This window comes from Pseudomonas sp. Rh2 (genome assembly GCF_040762985.1).
In the GTDB taxonomy this organism is placed as follows: Bacteria; Pseudomonadota; Gammaproteobacteria; order Pseudomonadales; family Pseudomonadaceae; genus Aquipseudomonas; species Aquipseudomonas taiwanensis.
In genome coordinates this window covers 457,643-474,464 of record NZ_CP142890.1, presented here as the reverse complement: position 1 = coordinate 474,464, position 16,822 = coordinate 457,643, and the positions used below count along the sequence as shown (strand labels likewise).

Genomic DNA, 16,822 nt, shown 5'->3' with positions numbered 1-16,822 from the left:
ATATCCATGGAACATATTCAACACCCACTGCCCTGGAGCACCGCTGGAACGGAGCGTCGACTCTCGGTGTTTCGCTTTGGCAGCGGCCCGCGCAAGGCCTATATCCAGGCCGCCCTGCACGCCGACGAACTGCCAGGCATGCGCGTGGCGGTGGAGCTCAAACAACGTCTGATCGAGCTGGAGCGGCAGGGCCAACTCAACGGCGTCATCGAGCTTGTACCCGTGGCGAATCCGATTGGCCTGGGGCAAATGTTTCAAGCCACCCATCAGGGACGTTTCGACCTGGCCAGCGGACAGAACTTCAACCGCGATTTTCCTGCGTTGGCGGAGCTGATCGTTCCGCAGCTCGAAGGCAGGTTGAGCGACGATCCGCAGGTGAACGTCACGCTGATTCGCCACCTGATGCAAGAGGCCATCGCCGCGTTGCCGCCGGCCAGATCGGAGCTCGATGGGCTGCGCCGCTTGCTGCTGCAACAGGCCTGCGATGCGGATGTGGTGCTCGACCTGCATTGCGATTTCGAATCGATCATGCTGCTCTACGCGCTGCCACAGCTTTGGCCAGCCCTGAAGCCGTTGGCCGCTCGTTTGAACGCGGGCGCGGTGTTGTTGGCCGAAGACAGCGGCGGCAATTCCTTCGATGAAGCCTGCGCGCTCCCTTGGCTGCATTTGGCGCAGCGCTTCGCGCAACACAACATTCCGCTGGCGTGCACGGCTACCACCATCGAATTGCGTGGCATGGCCGATACCGATCGACCACAGGTACAGCAGAGTGCCGAGGACATACTCGGCTTCCTTGCCGACCAAGGGTTGATCAGCGGCGAGTGGCCAGCCGTGCCTTTTACATGTTGTGAAGCCACCCCTTTTTCTGGCGCGCAGTATGCCTATGCACCGCACCCAGGCGTAGTGAGTTTTCTCCAGCCGCTAGGCAAGCAGGTCAACGTCGGCGACCCATTGTTCGAGGTCATCGACCCGCTCAGCGATCGGCACTCTGTGGTGTACGCCACGACCTGCGGCGTTCTCTATGCCCGCGAGCGTCTGCGCTATGCCCAGCCCGGCCTGTGGCTGGCCAAAGTTGCCGGTCGGCACCCGATTCGTCAGGGCCGCCTGCTCACCGACTGACAACAAGAGCACCGACTGCCATGTACACCTTGGAAATCGACAACCTACACAAGCGCTACGGCACCCATGAAGTGCTCAAGGGCGTGTCCCTGACGGCCAAAGCCGGTGATGTCACCAGCATCATCGGATCCAGCGGGTCGGGCAAGAGTACCTTCCTGCGTTGCATCAACCTGCTGGAAGAGCCGCATAGCGGGCGCATTCTGCTCAACAACGAAGAGCTCAAGCTGCGGTCGCACAAGACCCGCGGAACCCTCACTGCCAGCGACAGCAGGCAATTGCAACGGATGCGATCACGCCTGTCCATGGTCTTTCAGCACTTCAATCTGTGGTCCCATATGACTGCCCTGGAGAACGTCATGGAAGCACCGGTGCATGTGCTGGGCGTTGGCAAGAAAGAAGCCCGTGAGAAAGCCGAGCACTATCTGGCGAAGGTTGGTGTTGGCCATCGCCGAACCGCATACCCGGGGCACATGAGTGGGGGAGAGCAGCAGCGCGTGGCCATTGCCCGAGCCCTGGCTGTCGAGCCTGAAGTGATGTTGTTCGACGAACCGACCTCGGCGTTGGATCCGGAGCTGGTTGGCGAGGTGCTCAAGGTCATGCGGGACCTGGCGCAAGAGGGGCGGACCATGGTGGTCGTCACCCACGAAATGGGTTTCGCCCGGGAAGTCTCCAACCAGCTGCTCTTCCTTCATCAAGGTCGCGTCGAGGAAAGGGGCTGCCCACGCGAAGTTCTGGCCCAGCCAAAGTCCGAGCGCCTACAGCAGTTTCTGGCCGGCAGCCTGAAGTAGGCGACGCGCAGGACACCCAGCAGAGCGCTACACCGGCGCTCTGCTTCGGATACACTTCAGCCGGAACTTCCCAAGCCTCGCCCCGATAGAGCGCGTAGGTCCATTCATTCAAACGTGCTGAAAGCCCATCCATGCCGACATCTACCAAGCATGTAACCGTCTACGCTGCCCCGGTGATGCGCAAGCTGGCGGAGGCTGCACCCCATCTGCAACCCTCGCTGCGTAAGGTGGCCGACTTCATCCTGCGTCATCCGCTGAAGGCTGCGACCCTGACCATCGAGGAGATGGCAGTTGAAACCGCCACTTCGCCAGCCGCGGTCAACCGCCTGGCCAAAGCGATAGACATGGGCGGGTATACCGGTCTGAAGGCCGAACTGGTAGCCACACTGCAGCAGATGGTGTCGCCAGTGGACAAGCTGCGTAATGAGCTTGCGCATCGCCCGGACGGGGCCTTCGGCCTGCATGAGCAAATACAGATCGCCGCCAGCAATCTCGACACCGCTGGCGCCAACAATTCCGCCGATACCTTCGAAATTTTCATCCGTTGCCTGACCCAGGCACGCAAGATTTTCATCCTGGGCTTTGGCAACAGTGCGTACATGGCAGGCTTGGCGGCAGCGAACCTGGTACCGTTCTGTGCCGATGCCACGGCGGTGAGTATGGAGGGGGGCAATGAAAACGCCGCTTATCGCCTGGCGGCTATCACCGAACAGGATGTATTGCTGTCGATTTCCCTGCCGCGCTACTCGCTCGATACGCTGCAGCTGTCGCGCTTTGCACGCGAACGCGGGGCAACGGTCCTGGCGATAACCGACTCGCCCGCTTCACCGCTGACCAATATCGCCGACCATGCGCTCTTTGCCCCAGCGGACCACCCTGTGCTGATCAGTTCCAACGGCAGCGTACTGGCGCTGATAGAGGCATTGGTGGCGGGTGTGATGGCCCGCAACACAGAAGCGGTGCAGTTGGCTTCAGAGCTGACCGAAAGCGTGATGTCCTACCTGCACATGCCGAGCAACGATAAGCCGTTGCGCAAACCGATCAAGCGCCGAGTGAAATCCGTTTAGACCCGACGGCCGAGCTGATTCCACGAGCTGAGCGTCTGCTTGGGCAGGCGCCAAACGGTGGCCTACCACCGTCTGGCACCGTACCCTGGGGTCAAATCTGCATCGCCATCCCATCGACGTTCATCGCGGCCTGGCGCAACGCCTCGGACCGGGTCGGGTGTGGGTGGCAGGTGAGGGCGATGTCCTCGGCCGAGGCGGAGAACTCCATGGCCACGCAGAACTCACCGATCATCTCGCTGACGCTCGGGCCGACCAGATGCACGCCCAGCACTTCATCGGTATTGGCGTCGGCGATGACCTTGGCGAAGCCTTCGGTCTCGTGGTTGATCTTGGCGCGGCTGTTGGCGGTGAAGGGGAACTTGCCTACCTTGTAGGCACGGCCTTCGGCCTTTAGCTGCTCCTCGGTCTTGCCCACGCTGGCCAGTTCCGGCCGGGTGTAGATCACGCCGGGGATCAGGTTGTAGTTGACCTCATGGGGCTTGCCTGCAATGCGCTCGATGCAGGCCACCGCTTCGTCTTCGGCTTTGTGCGCCAGCATCGGGCCGGAGGTGACGTCGCCGATGACCCAGATGCCTGGCACCGAAGTGCGGTGATGCTGATTGTCGAGCATGCCGCGCTTGTCAGTTTCCAGGCCCACGCTTTCCAGGTTAAGGCCCTTGGTATAAGGACGGCGACCGATGGCCACCAGTACGTAATCGGCTTGCAGGGTTTCGGCGGCGCCCCCTGCGGCGGGTTCGAGGGTAAGGCTGACGCCATCGGCCGAGGCGTTTGCCTGAGTGACCTTGCTGCCCAACTTGAAGGCCATGCCTTGCTTGGCCAGGGCTTTTTGCAGGGTCTTGGCGGTTTCTTCGTCGGTGCCAGGGCAAATGCGGTCAAGGTATTCGATGACAGTGACCTGGGCGCCCAGGCGACGCCACACCGAACCGAGTTCCAGGCCAATCACACCGGCGCCGATCACCACCAGGTGCTTGGGCACCTGGGGCAGGGCGAGGGCACCGGTGGAGTCGATGATGCGCTGGTTATCGATTGTCACACCTGGTAGCGGGGTGGGCTCGGAACCAGTGGCGATGACGATGTCCTTGGCTTGCAGCGTGGTTTCGCTGCCATCCTCTGCCTTGACCACTACCTTGCCGACGCCATCCAGGCGACCCCAGCCTTTGACCCAGTCGACCTTGTTCTTGCGGAACAGGTACTCGATGCCCTTGGTCAGGCCGGTCACGCTCTCGTCCTTCTGCTTCATCATCTGGGCGAGATTGAGGGTGGGCTTCACCTCGATGCCAAGGTGCGCAAATTCGGCCCCGCTGGCGGCTTCGTACAGTTCGGAGGCATGTAGTAGCGCCTTGGACGGCATGCAGCCGACGTTCAGGCACGTACCGCCCAAGGTCGGGCGGCCTTCCACACAAGCAACGCTCATGCCCAGCTGACCTGCGCGAATTGCTGCGTTATAGCCACCGGGGCCGCCGCCGATGATCACCACGTCATAGGATTTCATGGGTTCTACTCCAGGATGAAGAAGCGCGAGAGGGGCACAAGGTTAGTCGTAGTGCCTTGAATTGTATACAATCTGCGTCGTTTTCATTGCTGTTGGTTCTAGACGATGGTCGTGATAAGCGGAAACTTTGTTTCAATGAACTACCCTGTTGCGGTGGCGTCCCAATTTTCAGGGGGCACGTCCGTTACATGAAGGGGAGGGTCATCGATGCTTGCGCAACTTCCACCAGCCTTGCAAAGCCTGCACTTACCTTTGCGTCTGAAGTTGTGGGACGGTAACCAGTTCGATCTGGGGCCCAGCCCGCAAGTCACCATCCTGATCAAGGAACCTCAGCTCATTGCCCAATTGAATCATCCTAGCCTGGGTGAACTGGGTGAGGCGTTCGTTGAAGGCAAGCTGGAGCTCGAGGGCAATATCGGGGAGGTCATTCGGGTTTGCGATGAGCTCAGTGAAGCCCTGCTCACGGATGAGGATGAAACCTCGCCGCAGCGCATTGCCCATGACAAGGCAACCGACGCCGAAGCCATTTCCTACCATTACGACCTCTCCAACGAGTTCTATCAGCTGTGGCTCGATCCGGACATGGCGTACTCCTGTGCCTATTTCAGAGAGCCCGACAATACACTTGCCCAAGCCCAGCAAGACAAGTTCGACCACCTGTGCCGCAAGCTGCGGTTGCAGGCCGGTGACTATCTGCTGGATGTCGGTTGTGGTTGGGGTGGGCTGTCACGTTTCGCCGCGCGTGAGTACGGTGCGAAAGTGTTCGGTATCACGCTGAGTAAAGAGCAGCTCAAACTTGGCCGTCAGCGCGTCAAGGAGGAGGGGCTGGCCGGCAAGGTCGACTTGCAGATCCTCGACTACCGCGACTTGCCCCAGGACGGTCGTTTCAACAAGGTGGTCAGCGTCGGCATGTTCGAACACGTAGGTCACGCCAACCTCGCCTTGTACTGCCAGAAGCTGTACGGGGCTGTGCGTGAAGGCGGCTTGGTCATGAACCATGGGATCACTGCCAAGCACGTGGATGGTCGACCGGTCGGGCGTGGCGCCGGGGAGTTCATCGACCGCTACGTGTTCCCCCATGGTGAGCTGCCGCACCTGTCGATGATCAGTGCCAGCATCTGCGAGACCGGCCTTGAGGTGGTGGATGTCGAGAGCCTGCGTCTGCATTACGCCAAGACCCTCAACCACTGGAGCGAAAACCTGGAGAACCAGTTGCACAGGGCCGCAGGCCTGGTGCCCGAAAAGACCCTGCGCATCTGGCGCCTGTACCTGGCCGGTTGTGCCTATGCCTTCCAGAAGGGCTGGATCAACCTGCACCAGATACTGGCGGTGAAGCCGTATGCCGATGGACACCATGACCTGCCCTGGACTCGGGAGGACCTGTACCGCTGAGCCATTCAGAGAATCGGTGAGATCAGCCGGGCGATACGCATCCCAAGTTGTTGCAGGCGATGCGTGTCGCGGCTGTCTTCTGCGGTGATCTCCCTGGCATGCTCGAAGTCATGGGACAACATCGCTTCGACCTGGTCGGCGAACGTGCGGTCGATGGTCAGCAGGGTGATCTCGAAGTTCAGGCGAAACGAACGGTTATCCAGGTTCGCGCTACCGATAGCGCTGACCTCATCATCCACCAGTACCACCTTCTGGTGCAGAAAGCCCGGCAGGTACCGGAACATGCGCACGCCTGCGCGTACCGCTTCGAAGGCGAACAGACTGGAGGCGGCGTAGACGATCCTGTGGTCTGGGCGCGACGGAATCAAAATCCTCACATCCACGCCCCGTAGCACTGCCAGACGCAAGGCCGCGAACACGGCTTCGTCGGGGATGAAGTAGGGGCTGGTTATCCAGACTCGCCGGGTCGCGGAATGGATCGCTTCGATGAAGAACAGCGAGCAGGTTTCCTGAGAGTCTGCCGGGCCACTGGCCAAGGCCTGGCAGAGTACGCCGTTCTCTGGGTACGCATCTGGCAGGATCAGCGGCGGTAGCTGGCGCGTGGCCCAGTACCAGTCTTCGGCGAACGACTCCTGAAGGCAGGCCAAGACAGGCCCGCTGACTTGCACATGGGTGTCGCGCCACGGTGACAATCGAGGATGCCCGCCCAGGTACTCATCACCCACATTGTGGCCACCGATGAAGCCCAGCAGGCCATCCACTACGACTATCTTGCGGTGATTGCGGAAGTTGACCTGGAAACGATTGAACCAGCCGCGGCGGGTGGCGAACGCATGGATCTGCACGCCGCCCTCACGCAGCACTTGGCTGTAGCTTGCTGGCAGCGCATGGCTACCAACCCGATCGTAAAGCACGAAGACCCTCACCCCCTCGGCAGCTTTGCGTAACAACAGCTGCTGAAGCTCCTGGCCGATGACGTCATCGTGGATGATGAAGAACTGCACCAACACTGCTTCTTTGGCGTCGGCGATGGCAGCGAAAATGGCATCGAAGGTCGCCCTGCCATTGACCAGCAACTTCACCTGGTTGTTAGCCAGGCAAGGCATGCGCCCAAGTTTGGGCATGGCACGCAGGGCGGCGTAGCTTTCCGACTCTCTGGCCGTGAGGGCTTCCTCGACCCAGGGCCGCCAGTTGAGGTTAGCCATGGCCACGTGCATTTCCTGGTTGGCCTGGCGTCGGGCGTGGATGTAGGCGTAGAAGGAGCGGGCGCCGAACACCAGGTAGGGGATCAACGTGAAGTAGGGAATGAAGAAGAGTGACATCGCCCAGGCGATTGCGCCTTGGGCAGTGCGCACGGTGAACACCGCATGGAGGGCGGCGAAAATCCCGATCAGGTGAATCACACCAAGCACGTAACCGAAGAAGTAGGGGCTGTGGTAATCCATACGCATCCTGCTTGCCGAATACACTTCGGCTAACAGAACACGTTCAGGGTGTGGCTTGCAACCTGCGTGCGGTTTTAGCGTCTAAGGCTCAGTCCGGCCCGTTGACCGGTTTTCTCTAGGAGCGTTCGTCCATGAAGATTCGTCTGCCACTGTTGGTCTTGGCCGTGGGCCTGAGTAGCCCCGTGGTGCATGCGCAGATGTTGCAACCAGGCCTGTGGGAACTGACCACCAGCAACATGCAGGTCGATGGTAAACCGCTGCCCGACATGGAATTCATGCTCGGCCAACTGAAAAATCTTCCACCGGAGCAGCGGGCGATGATGGAGGGGGTGTTGGCCAAACAAGGTGTGACGGTAGGGGGCAAGGGCGTGCGTTCGTGCCTCACGCCGGAGCAGGTCAAGACCAACGACATCCCCCTGCAGGATCCTCAGTCCGGATGCACGCAGAAGATCACCGACCGCACGGGTAATGTCTGGAAGTTCCAGTTCAGTTGCCCTCGCGCCCAAGGCAGCGGGCAAGCGACTTTCCTCAGCGATCGGGAGTTTCACACGCAGGTCAGCGGGACCTTCAATGCCTCCGGGGTTCAGCAGCAGGGCAGCATGAATACCAAAGCGGTCTGGCTGGGAAATGATTGCGGTACCGTCAAACCACGAAGCTGATGGTTCACCATTGCCACTGGCTCGTGGCGACCGCGTCGTGGGCATGCAGACTTTCCGCATGTTCCACGCGCAAGGTGAAAGCAGTGCTCCAACTCAATTGCCGCAGCGTCTGATGAACGCGTCGTGCGGCGTCCTCACAGAACATCAGGTTCTGTCCGTTGGCCAGTGCGAAGGCTTGTTCATCGGCGCGCTTGACCGCCGTCTGCACCGGCGTGCCCAGGCTCGATTCGATGCTATCGATCAGTTCGGTCACGGGTAAACGGTCCAAGTTATCCTGCAATCGTACGCCCACCAGTGCCAGGCTGCGTTGGCTATGGGGTGTCGCGACGATTCCCTGGGTGCTGCCCAGCCACTGCAATACGGCTTCATGATTGATCGGTTGCCCGGCAAAATCTGCCTGAAACTGCTGTTGAATCAATTGTCTGGCCAAGGCCGCCGAGCAGGGGCAGGTCGACGAATAGGGCACACGCACCGATAGTTCCACGTGGAACATTTCGTGTTCCATCCTAGCGTCCACGGTGATGGCGTAACTTTTCCAACCCGCCAACGGGCTGACCAAGGCTGGCCGTTTCAGCAGATGATCGAAACGTAGGCGCAGGTATGCACCGGATGACAGCTCCGCGTGGCTGGCCAGAAACTCCGCCAGGCATCGCCGAATGGCGAGTGGAGTGAGTGGTTGCCGCTCCAATGCTTCCAACGAAAGGTACAGCCGCGACATGTGAATACCGCGCGATGCTCCGTCGCTCAGGTTCACCCCTGCGTCGGCCAGTGCAGCCACGCTGCGTGTCTCGAACTGAATAGGCACGGCGATCCCACACATGCCAACCCAGTCCAGCGGGGTTGCGTGCTGTTGGGTTTGTGCGGCGATATCGGGAAGCGTGAGGCTGGTCATGTGAATATCCAAGGGAAGTATTGTCAGCGGCAACCGCCGATCAGGCTGCAATGCAGGTTGAACCGGGCTCCGCTGGAGCTCGATACACGATTGAGCGTGGTCCAGCCGACGCGGTGGCTGTAGCCGACCCAAGCTTCGCCGTCGCTGGCCAGACCAGTGAAAAAGGTCATCGCGCCGAAGCGGCTATTGGTCTGTGCCCACAAGCGGCGGCTGGCGCTGTCATAACCCCGCAGGTAAAGCGTGCCCCGTTCGCTGCGCACGCTGTAGTAATTGCCTTTGCCATCTTGGCAGGCCAGCAGCGTGGCGCTGCGTGTGCACAGCGCCAGGTTGCCGACCTTGGGCATGGCGAACAGTGGCAAAGGCGTGAAAAGCAGCAGCAGTGCCACCGCGCGCGACAGGTTCATTTACAGCTCCGGGCAACACGTCCGACGAGAACGGCTTGGCGAAATTGTATTGTTACTTTATAACATTATGCAATGCATCGTTTCGAATGCGTCTGCCTGATGAGGTTTCACCATGTCCAATCGCTTACCCGTTACCGTGTTGTCCGGCTTCCTTGGAGCGGGCAAGAGCACGTTGCTCAACCATGTCCTGCGTAACCGCGACAACCTGCGTGTGGCGGTGATCGTCAACGACATGAGCGAAATCAACATCGACGCCAGTGAAGTGCAGCGCAACGTCAGCCTTAACCGCGCTGAAGAAAAACTGGTGGAGATGAGCAACGGCTGCATCTGCTGCACGCTACGGGAAGATCTGCTGGAGGAAGTTGCCCGGTTGGCGCAGGAGAAGCGTTTCGATTACCTGCTGATCGAGTCCACGGGGATTTCCGAACCCTTGCCCGTGGCGGAAACTTTCACTTTCCGCGACGAGCAAGGGCGCAGTCTGTCTGACATGGCGCGCCTGGACACCATGGTTACCGTCGTCGATGGCCTGAACTTCATGCGTGACTACCAGGCGGCCGAAAGCTTGGCCAGCCGTGGTGAGACACTGGGCGAGGAGGATGAACGCTCGATCAGCGACCTGCTGATCGAGCAGGTGGAATTTGCCGATGTGCTGTTGCTGAGCAAGATCGACCTCATCAGCCAGCACGAGCGAGAAGAGCTAACGGCCATCTTGCGCAGCCTGAACGCTCGGGCGCAGATCGTGCCGATGGTCATGGGGCAGGTGCCGCTGGCGCGCATCCTGGACACGGGTCTGTTCGACTTCGACCAAGCTGCACAGTCGCCGGGCTGGTTACGTGAGCTGCGGGGCGAGCACGTGCCAGAGACTGAGGAATACGGCATCGCCGCGAGCACCTGGCAGGCCCGTCGACCCCTGCATCCACAACGCTTCTTTGATTTTATCCACAGCCCTTGGAGCAATGGTCGTTTACTGCGCTCCAAGGGGTTCTTCTGGCTTGCTAGCAAGTTTCAGGAGGCCGGCAGTTGGTCGCAGGCTGGCGGCATGATGCGCCATGGGTTGGCGGGGCGTTGGTGGCGGTTCGTGCCGAAGGAGCAATGGCCTCAGGACGAGGAGAACATCGCCGCCATTCTTAAGCTGTGGACCGAAGAATGCGGAGATTGCCGGCAGGAGCTTGTATTCATCGGGCAGAACATCGACTTCGAGAGGTTATCCACAGAGCTCGATGCATGCCTGTTGACCGACCAGGAGATGGCGCTTGGCGCAATGGCTTGGCTGCGGTTGCCTGATCCTTTTGGTCCCTGGCATGAGGAGGCGGCGGCATGACGCCCGCGCTCAGGGCTGTGGATATCCGTCAGGTCGCAGGTGAATCACCGCGCAGCCTGTCCGACATTCTGCTCGATGGCGTCAACCTGGCCGTGTGGCAACGTCGACTGCCGGTCCAGGTGCAGGACTTTGCCAGCTTGCTGCTCGGTCAAGGCCAATTGCTGGCGGATGCGCGTGTGCTGGAGGTGAATGAAGATCGCCCGCTCCAACTGAGCCCTCTATTGCCCGAGGCGGCTGATCTGCATGGTTACGAAGGGTTCGTCGCCGATGTCTACTGGCTGGTCTCTGCGTTTACCTGCCTTGTCGGTGCGCGCCGTGTCGGCCTGCGTGTGCGCGTACTGGAGGGGGCCATGTGTCCCCGCTTTCATGTTGATCATGTGCCTTTGCGCTTGCTCACGACCTACGCCGGCCCCGGTAGCGAGTGGTTACCCGAGGGGTCTATAGCCCGCGACGGCCTGTCGCTGGCGCACGAGCCTGTGGATAAGATACAGCGCCTGCAAGCGGGCGAAGTTGCCATTCTCAAAGGTGAGAAATGGTTGGGTAACGAAGGTGCCGGATTGGTCCATCGTTCGCCGTCGAGTAACGAGCGGCGTTTGCTGCTCAGTCTTGACTGGTTGGCGTGACGGGGCATAGTGGGTGACACACCCGCCTTGAACTCATCGCATGCTGCAGAATATTCCCACCCATGTCATCGCCGGTCCCTTGGGCGCTGGCAAGACCAGTCTGGTTCGCCAGTTGCTGGCCCAGCGCCCACTCAATGAGCGTTGGGCGGTACTGGTCAACGAGTTTGGGCAAATAGGACTGGATGCCGCCCTGCTGCACCGCGATGACGATGGCATTGCCATCGGCGAGGTGGCAGGAGGCTGCCTGTGCTGCGTCAATGGCATGCCGTTTCAGGTAGGATTGGGCCGGCTGCTGCGCAAAGCTCGGCCCGACCGCCTGTTCATCGAACCCTCGGGGCTGGGTCACCCTGTGCAGCTGTTGAAGCAGCTTGGGCAAGCGCCGTGGACTGGGGTCCTGGCTGTCCAGCCGCTGTTGATGGTGGTGGACGCAGAAGCGCTGGCGCGCGGCGAGCCTCTGGCAGATGCTCAAGCACAGGCGTTACAGGCATCGGGTTTGGTGGTTTTCAATAAGGCCGCTGCTGTGGATGAACAGAAACGGCTGTTGATAACTGCCGCCTTGGCCGGCCAGGAAGGCTACTGGACGGACTTTGGCGCATTGCCCTTGGCCCGACTTCCGGTTTCGTCCACAGGGACGGCCGGTCGAGGTTCGGTAGAAGCACTGGCTGTGGGTAATGCGCCGGCTCCACCTCAGCCCCTGTGGACAGACCCACGAATCCCAATGTGCCTTGTCCACGCGGGAGAGGAGAGTTGGAGCATCGGTTGGCGCTGGCACCCCAGCCAGTGTTTCGATCAGCAGCGACTGCGCGGTCTTCTTGAGTCCTGGCCTTGGCGTCGCGCCAAGGGTGTTATCCACAGTGCGCAGGGCTGGAAATCGTTCAACGGTGTCCATGGCAGGGCGCCTGATTGGCAGCCCAGCGATTGGCGCAGGGACACCCGTATCGAATTGATCTTCGACCAAGCCCAGCCCCAGCAAGTCCTGCAGGACGCGCTGGCTGACTGCCGGATCGATTGATCAATTGCGCCAGCGGTTGTGCTCCTGGCGCCACTGCTGCATCTCGATCACGTTGTCGCCGCGAGGCGGGGTCTTGATCTCGAACGGGTAAGGCGCCAATTCGATCTGCATACTGTGGGCACCGAATTGCGTTACGGTGCCTGGGTGACGTTGCTCGCCTGTGACAGTGAACTCGAAGGCGTATACCCGCGCCAAGCGCTTGCGCCCATTGGCATCGCGGACAAAGGCGATGCGCTTGAGGGCGACGGCGTCGTCGAGCAGCTCAAGGTCGAGCTTGGCGCAATGCTGCTTGACCCGTTCCAAGGCTTTTTCGCGCAGCCCATGGTTGTGCCACAACCAAGCGCCTGCCGTGGCCACCAGCATCAGGACGAGAAGATTCTCAAGGGTCAACATTTGCATATGCTCCAAACAGGTCGAACCAGCTTAACTGCGTCCCTGGCCTGTCGTACAGGTGGCAATCGAGTTCATACTGCGCTGCGCACAATCCTTGAAACAGCTTTGGAAATCTCCCGCATGAAACGTACCCCGCACCTGCTCGCAATCCAGTCCCATGTGGTGTTTGGCCATGCCGGAAACAGTGCTGCGGTGTTTCCCATGCAGCGTATCGGGGTCAACGTCTGGCCGCTCAATACCGTGCAGTTTTCCAATCACACTCAGTATGGCCAGTGGGCAGGAGAAGTGCTTGCTCCAGCGCAAATTCCTGCGTTGGTGGAAGGCATTAGCAACATCGGGGAGCTAGGCAACTGTGACGCCGTGCTTTCCGGCTACCTGGGCAGTGCGGAGCAAGGGCGGGCGATTCTGGCGGGGGTGGAGCGTATCAAGGCGGTGAACCCGAATGCCTTGTACCTGTGCGACCCGGTCATGGGCCATGCGGAGAAGGGCTGTATCGTCCCGGTCGAGGTGAGCGAGTTCCTGCTCGAAGAGGCCGTCGCGAAGGCTGACATTCTATGTCCGAATCAGCTGGAGCTGGACAGCTTCTGCGGCCGGCGCGCAGAGTCGCTGGCCGATTGCGTGGCCATGGCGCGCAGCCTGCTCAAGCGTGGCCCGCAGGTGGTGCTGGTCAAGCACGTGTCCTACCCCGATCGGGCGCCAGATTCGTTCGAGATGCTGCTGGTTACCGAGCAGGCGAGCTGGCATCTGAAGCGGCCGCTGCTGGCCTTCCCGCGCCAGCCGGTGGGTGTCGGTGACCTTACCTCGGGGCTGTTCCTGGCGCGTGTGCTGCTGGGGGACAGCTGGCAGCAGGCCTTCGAGTTCACTGCGGCGGCGGTGCACGAGGTATTGCTGGAAACCCAAGCCTGCACCAGCTACGAATTGCAGCTGGTGAGGGCCCATGATCGCATCGCCCATCCGCGTGTGCGCTTCGAGGCGCAACGCCTGGCGTTCTAGATCGAGTCGGTCTTCAGGTCCTGGTAGCGCTTTTCCAGTTCCTGGCGGATCTGGCGGCGCTGCTGGCCTTGCAGGAAGCGCCGCTTCTCTTCGCTGGTTTGTGGCTGACGCGGTGGTACCTGGACCGGGCGGCGATTGTCATCGACAGCCACCATGGTGAAGAAGCAGCTGTTTGAGTGGCGAACGGAGCGTTCGCGGATGTTCTCGGTCACCACCTTGATGCCCACCTCCATCGAGGTATTGCCGGTGTAGTTGACCGAAGCCAGGAAGGTCACCAGTTCGCCGACGTGTACCGGCTCACGGAATATCACCTGGTCCACCGACAGCGTCACCACGTAGCTGCCGGCATATCGGCTGGCGCAGGCGTAAGCCACTTCATCGAGATACTTGAGCAGGGTGCCGCCATGTACGTTGCCGGAGAAGTTGGCCATGTCCGGCGTCATCAAAACGGTCATAGTCAGCTGGGCGTTTCCAGGTTCCATAGAGTGCTCACGGTGAGGTTGCGCTGAAGCGGGGTGGGTATCTACAGACACGTCGGTTCCCCTCTTGGTGTTTGCCATCCTGATACGGGACGTTGGCTGACGCTCCATCGTCACGCCGATCACGCCATCGGCGGCGGTTAAGTAGCCGATCTGTTTCTGCATATTGCACCGGCAATTTGCGGCGAGGTGCGATGTTAACCTGAGTACGCCCCTGCAACATGGGCTTTCCAGCATTCAATACAGTATGTACTTGCTGCTCGCTCGGGGCTGCTTTGGCAGAGGAGCGGTCTGCCTTGGCATCGAGAAAAAGGAGAATCGCGCCATGCATGCCATCAGCTTCATCCAGGACCTCGCAGTGATCATGCTTGTCGCTGGTGTCGTGACCATTCTCTTTCATCGGCTCAAACAGCCCGTGGTGCTGGGCTACATCGTCGCAGGCTTCATCATCGGCCCGCACACTCCGCCCTTTGGCCTGATCCACGACGAAGACACCATCAAGACCCTGGCCGAGCTTGGGGTGATCTTCCTGATGTTCTGCCTGGGCCTTGAGTTCAGTCTGCGCAAACTGTTCAAGGTCGGTGCCACCGCCTTCATCGCAGCGTTTCTGGAAATCGTCCTGATGATCTGGATCGGCTTCGAGATAGGCCGCTGGTTCGGCTGGAGCACCATGGATTCGCTGTTCCTAGGGGCGATCCTGGCGATTTCGTCGACCACCATCATCGTCAAGGCGCTCAATGACCTGAAGATGAAGAACGAGCGTTTCGCACAGCTGATCTTCGGCGTGCTAATCGTCGAGGACATCCTCGGTATCGGCATCATCGCCTTGCTGTCAGGAATCGCGGTCAGTGGCACTGTCAGCTCCGGGGAAGTGTTTTCCACCGTAGGCAAGCTGTCCTTGTTCATGATCGTGGCGCTGGTCATCGGCATTCTGCTGGTGCCGAGGCTGTTGGCCTACGTCGCCAAATTCGAAAGCAACGAGATGCTGCTGATCACCGTGCTTGGGCTGTGCTTCGGCTTCTGCCTGCTGGTGGTGAAGCTCGAATACAGCATGGTACTGGGGGCCTTCCTGATTGGCGCGATCATGGCCGAGTCGCGGCAGTTGCTGAAAATCGAACGCCTGATCGAACCCGTTCGCGACCTGTTCAGCGCGATCTTCTTCGTCGCCATCGGTTTGATGATCGATCCTCAGGTGCTGGTCGATTATGCCTGGCCGATCGTGGTCATCACCTTGGCGGTGGTGCTGGGCAAAATGCTGTCCTGTGGCATGGGGGCATTCATTGCCGGCAATGACGGCCGCACGTCGCTACGCGTGGGCATGGGCCTTTCGCAGATTGGCGAGTTTTCGTTCATCATCGCTGCCTTGGGCATGACCCTGCAGGTAACCAGCGACTTCCTTTACCCCGTCGCCGTTGCGGTGTCGGCCATCACCACGCTGCTGACGCCGTATCTGATCCGCGCCGCTGATCCGCTTTCGATCAAACTCGGGCACGTGGTGCCGCGCCGCCTGGCACGGGTGCTGTCGCTGTATGGCGAGTGGTTGCGCAGCATCCAGCCGCAGGGCGAGGGCGCGATGCTGGCCGCGATGATCCGTCGCATCCTGCTGCAGGTGGGGGTGAATCTGGCACTGGTGATCGCGATCTTCTTCAGCGGAGGCTATTTTGCTGGCCGTATCAGCAATTGGCTGACCGAGTGGGTGAGCGATGTCAGTCAGCAGAAGGCGGTGATCTGGGGCGCTGCACTGCTGCTTTCGCTCCCGTTTCTGATTGCGGCCTATCGCAAGCTCAAGGCGCTGTCGATGCTGCTGGCGGAGATGGGCGTCAAGCCGGAGATGGCCGGGCGTCACACGCAGCGCGTGCGGAGGGTGATTGCCGAGGTGATCCCGCTGTTGTCGTTGCTGGTCATCTTCCTGCTGCTGTCGGCGCTATCGGCGAGCATTCTGCCCACCAGCGAGTTGCTGCTGGTGATCGCGGTGGTGGCGGCATTGGTGGTGGCGTTGCTTTGGCGTTGGTTCATACGCGTACACACGCGCATGCAAATCGCCCTGCTTGAAACCCTGGAGAACAGTCGCGATCACTCGCACTGAGCGGGTTGGGCTTTCTGCGCCAGCGTTCACCGAAGTCCGAGGGGATGGAGCGGTAGCGATGGCGCCAAGCGCAGAAAGCCTGGGGATTCTACGGGGCAAAATGGCCATGGGCCATTATTTTGTGAGTTTAATTCTCACTCAGCTTTCAAGCCAGACGTCCCGGGCCCAGTGCCAGACCGACTCCCAGCTGTCTTCGCCCAAGGCTTCCTCTTCGGCATCCCACAACACGACAGTGCCGTCTTCCTCGACGCAGTAGTAGTTGTCGCCGTCCTGGCAGATGGGGATCAGGTCGCGCGGTACGCCAGCATCCCAAGCGTTTGCCGCGACGTCGGGCAGGTAGGTGTGCGACTGCGGGTCGGTGACGGTTACCGGTTCAAGAGAGCCATAGACCACATCGCTGACGGTCAGCAGGAACTCTTTGAACACGAAAGGGATGTTGATGAACAGTTGTTCCTCGATCTCGACCAGCAGATCTTCGTCGGGAAGTTCCAAGGGTACCGGTACCGGCTCGTTGGCTTCACGGAGTTGTTCGATCACTTCTTCCACGGTTCACATCCTCTAACCTTGATGAACGCTGCGCGTTATACCCTAGTATCCCACTTTGGCAAAAGCAAAAACCCCGGGCAAGCCCGGGGTTTTTTGCACAGCGTGCGTCGG

Annotated in this window: 17 protein-coding genes; 10 read left to right on the top strand and 7 right to left on the bottom strand. The window is 60.3% G+C overall.

Annotated features, from left to right (window positions below):
* The first annotated feature begins 6 nt into the window (after nt 1–6).
* The 3 genes from VXM67_RS02175 (at nt 7) to VXM67_RS02165 (ending at nt 2,974) form a co-directional block, all read left to right on the top strand.
* On the top strand, nt 7–1,119 hold the full coding sequence (locus VXM67_RS02175; RefSeq protein ID WP_367237472.1) for a succinylglutamate desuccinylase/aspartoacylase family protein: 1,113 nt from the start codon (nt 7–9) through the stop codon (nt 1,117–1,119).
* Nucleotides 1,120–1,139: 20 nt separating this feature from the next.
* Nucleotides 1,140–1,907, top strand: a complete 768-nt coding sequence (locus tag VXM67_RS02170) for an ABC transporter ATP-binding protein (RefSeq protein WP_023383101.1) — start codon at nt 1,140–1,142, stop codon at nt 1,905–1,907.
* 131 nt (nt 1,908–2,038) lie between these two features.
* Nucleotides 2,039–2,974, top strand: a complete 936-nt coding sequence (locus VXM67_RS02165; protein ID WP_023383100.1) for a MurR/RpiR family transcriptional regulator — start codon at nt 2,039–2,041, stop codon at nt 2,972–2,974.
* Nucleotides 2,975–3,065: 91 nt separating this feature from the next.
* On the opposite strand, the gene lpdA is transcribed toward VXM67_RS02165, so the two are convergent.
* A complete protein-coding gene (gene lpdA, locus VXM67_RS02160) occupies nt 3,066–4,466 on the bottom strand; it encodes a dihydrolipoyl dehydrogenase (protein WP_023383099.1) in 1,401 nt (466 codons plus the stop codon).
* Nucleotides 4,467–4,673: 207 nt separating this feature from the next.
* On the opposite strand from lpdA, the gene cfaB reads away from it, so the two are divergent.
* Complete coding sequence (gene cfaB, locus VXM67_RS02155; protein ID WP_023383098.1) at nt 4,674–5,858, top strand: C17 cyclopropane fatty acid synthase CfaB; 1,185 nt, start codon at nt 4,674–4,676, stop codon at nt 5,856–5,858.
* Nucleotides 5,859–5,863: 5 nt separating this feature from the next.
* On the opposite strand, the gene cls is transcribed toward cfaB, so the two are convergent.
* Complete coding sequence (gene cls, locus VXM67_RS02150) at nt 5,864–7,303, bottom strand: cardiolipin synthase (protein ID WP_023383097.1); 1,440 nt, start codon at nt 7,301–7,303, stop codon at nt 5,864–5,866.
* A gap of 131 nt (nt 7,304–7,434) precedes the next feature.
* On the opposite strand from cls, the gene VXM67_RS02145 reads away from it, so the two are divergent.
* Nucleotides 7,435–7,962: a DUF3617 domain-containing protein gene (locus tag VXM67_RS02145; protein WP_023383096.1), complete on the top strand. Its 528-nt coding sequence runs from the start codon at nt 7,435–7,437 to the stop codon at nt 7,960–7,962.
* A gap of 4 nt (nt 7,963–7,966) precedes the next feature.
* Here the strand turns inward: VXM67_RS02145 and folE2 are convergent, their stop codons facing one another.
* The gene (gene folE2, locus VXM67_RS02140) at nt 7,967–8,854 is read right to left on the bottom strand and encodes a GTP cyclohydrolase FolE2 (RefSeq protein WP_023383095.1); all 888 of its coding nucleotides are present in this window, start codon (nt 8,852–8,854) and stop codon (nt 7,967–7,969) included.
* 23 nt (nt 8,855–8,877) lie between these two features.
* Nucleotides 8,878–9,258, bottom strand: a complete 381-nt coding sequence (locus tag VXM67_RS02135) for a glutamine synthetase (protein WP_104881054.1) — start codon at nt 9,256–9,258, stop codon at nt 8,878–8,880.
* A gap of 112 nt (nt 9,259–9,370) precedes the next feature.
* Between VXM67_RS02135 and zigA the strand changes: the two genes are divergently transcribed.
* The 3 genes from zigA to VXM67_RS02120 are packed head-to-tail and all read left to right on the top strand — an operon-like array spanning nt 9,371 to nt 12,214.
* Nucleotides 9,371–10,579 (top strand): zinc metallochaperone GTPase ZigA, encoded by a 1,209-nt coding sequence (gene zigA / locus VXM67_RS02130; RefSeq protein WP_023383093.1) that lies wholly within the window; start codon nt 9,371–9,373, stop codon nt 10,577–10,579.
* Nucleotides 10,576–11,202: a DUF1826 domain-containing protein gene (locus tag VXM67_RS02125; RefSeq protein ID WP_023383092.1), complete on the top strand. Its 627-nt coding sequence runs from the start codon at nt 10,576–10,578 to the stop codon at nt 11,200–11,202. The genes zigA and VXM67_RS02125 overlap by 4 nt, the downstream gene beginning before the upstream one ends.
* A 40-nt stretch (nt 11,203–11,242) precedes the next feature.
* Nucleotides 11,243–12,214 carry a GTP-binding protein gene (locus tag VXM67_RS02120; RefSeq protein ID WP_104881055.1) on the top strand — a complete coding sequence of 324 codons (972 nt, stop codon included), beginning with the start codon at nt 11,243–11,245 and terminating at the stop codon, nt 12,212–12,214.
* Here VXM67_RS02120 and VXM67_RS02115 read toward each other — a convergent pair whose 3' ends face one another.
* Nucleotides 12,215–12,607 (bottom strand): DUF3301 domain-containing protein, encoded by a 393-nt coding sequence (locus VXM67_RS02115; protein WP_023383090.1) that lies wholly within the window; start codon nt 12,605–12,607, stop codon nt 12,215–12,217.
* Nucleotides 12,608–12,727: 120 nt separating this feature from the next.
* Between VXM67_RS02115 and pdxY the strand changes: the two genes are divergently transcribed.
* On the top strand, nt 12,728–13,600 hold the full coding sequence (gene pdxY, locus VXM67_RS02110) for a pyridoxal kinase PdxY (protein ID WP_023383089.1): 873 nt from the start codon (nt 12,728–12,730) through the stop codon (nt 13,598–13,600).
* On the opposite strand, the gene VXM67_RS02105 is transcribed toward pdxY, so the two are convergent.
* Nucleotides 13,597–14,082, bottom strand: coding sequence for an acyl-CoA thioesterase (locus VXM67_RS02105; protein WP_023383088.1), 486 nt, complete (start codon nt 14,080–14,082; stop codon nt 13,597–13,599). The genes pdxY and VXM67_RS02105 overlap by 4 nt on opposite strands.
* Nucleotides 14,083–14,404: 322 nt before the next feature.
* Between VXM67_RS02105 and VXM67_RS02100 the strand changes: the two genes are divergently transcribed.
* Complete coding sequence (locus tag VXM67_RS02100; RefSeq protein WP_367237470.1) at nt 14,405–16,165, top strand: cation:proton antiporter; 1,761 nt, start codon at nt 14,405–14,407, stop codon at nt 16,163–16,165.
* Between the two features lie 138 nt (nt 16,166–16,303).
* On the opposite strand, the gene VXM67_RS02095 is transcribed toward VXM67_RS02100, so the two are convergent.
* A complete protein-coding gene (locus VXM67_RS02095) occupies nt 16,304–16,711 on the bottom strand; it encodes an SMI1/KNR4 family protein (RefSeq protein ID WP_023383086.1) in 408 nt (135 codons plus the stop codon).
* Between the last annotated feature and the right edge of the window lie 111 nt (nt 16,712–16,822).

Bases quoted from the DNA above. Each gene is read 5' to 3' on its own strand.
- VXM67_RS02100 (WP_367237470.1), top strand. From the start codon at position 14,405: ATGCATGCCATCAGCTTCATCCAGGACCTCGCAGTGATCATGCTTGTC.
- cls (WP_023383097.1), bottom strand. From the start codon at position 7,303: ATGGATTACCACAGCCCCTACTTCTTCGGTTACGTGCTTGGTGTGATT.
- cfaB (WP_023383098.1), top strand. From the start codon at position 4,674: ATGCTTGCGCAACTTCCACCAGCCTTGCAAAGCCTGCACTTACCTTTG.
- VXM67_RS02105 (WP_023383088.1), bottom strand. From the start codon at position 14,082: ATGGAACCTGGAAACGCCCAGCTGACTATGACCGTTTTGATGACGCCG.
- VXM67_RS02170 (WP_023383101.1), top strand. From the start codon at position 1,140: ATGTACACCTTGGAAATCGACAACCTACACAAGCGCTACGGCACCCAT.
- folE2 (WP_023383095.1), bottom strand. From the start codon at position 8,854: ATGACCAGCCTCACGCTTCCCGATATCGCCGCACAAACCCAACAGCAC.
- VXM67_RS02120 (WP_104881055.1), top strand. From the start codon at position 11,243: ATGCTGCAGAATATTCCCACCCATGTCATCGCCGGTCCCTTGGGCGCT.
- VXM67_RS02135 (WP_104881054.1), bottom strand. From the start codon at position 9,258: ATGAACCTGTCGCGCGCGGTGGCACTGCTGCTGCTTTTCACGCCTTTG.
- VXM67_RS02115 (WP_023383090.1), bottom strand. From the start codon at position 12,607: ATGTTGACCCTTGAGAATCTTCTCGTCCTGATGCTGGTGGCCACGGCA.
- VXM67_RS02145 (WP_023383096.1), top strand. From the start codon at position 7,435: ATGAAGATTCGTCTGCCACTGTTGGTCTTGGCCGTGGGCCTGAGTAGC.
- pdxY (WP_023383089.1), top strand. From the start codon at position 12,728: ATGAAACGTACCCCGCACCTGCTCGCAATCCAGTCCCATGTGGTGTTT.
- zigA (WP_023383093.1), top strand. From the start codon at position 9,371: ATGTCCAATCGCTTACCCGTTACCGTGTTGTCCGGCTTCCTTGGAGCG.
- lpdA (WP_023383099.1), bottom strand. From the start codon at position 4,466: ATGAAATCCTATGACGTGGTGATCATCGGCGGCGGCCCCGGTGGCTAT.
- VXM67_RS02175 (WP_367237472.1), top strand. From the start codon at position 7: ATGGAACATATTCAACACCCACTGCCCTGGAGCACCGCTGGAACGGAG.
- VXM67_RS02125 (WP_023383092.1), top strand. From the start codon at position 10,576: ATGACGCCCGCGCTCAGGGCTGTGGATATCCGTCAGGTCGCAGGTGAA.
- VXM67_RS02165 (WP_023383100.1), top strand. From the start codon at position 2,039: ATGCCGACATCTACCAAGCATGTAACCGTCTACGCTGCCCCGGTGATG.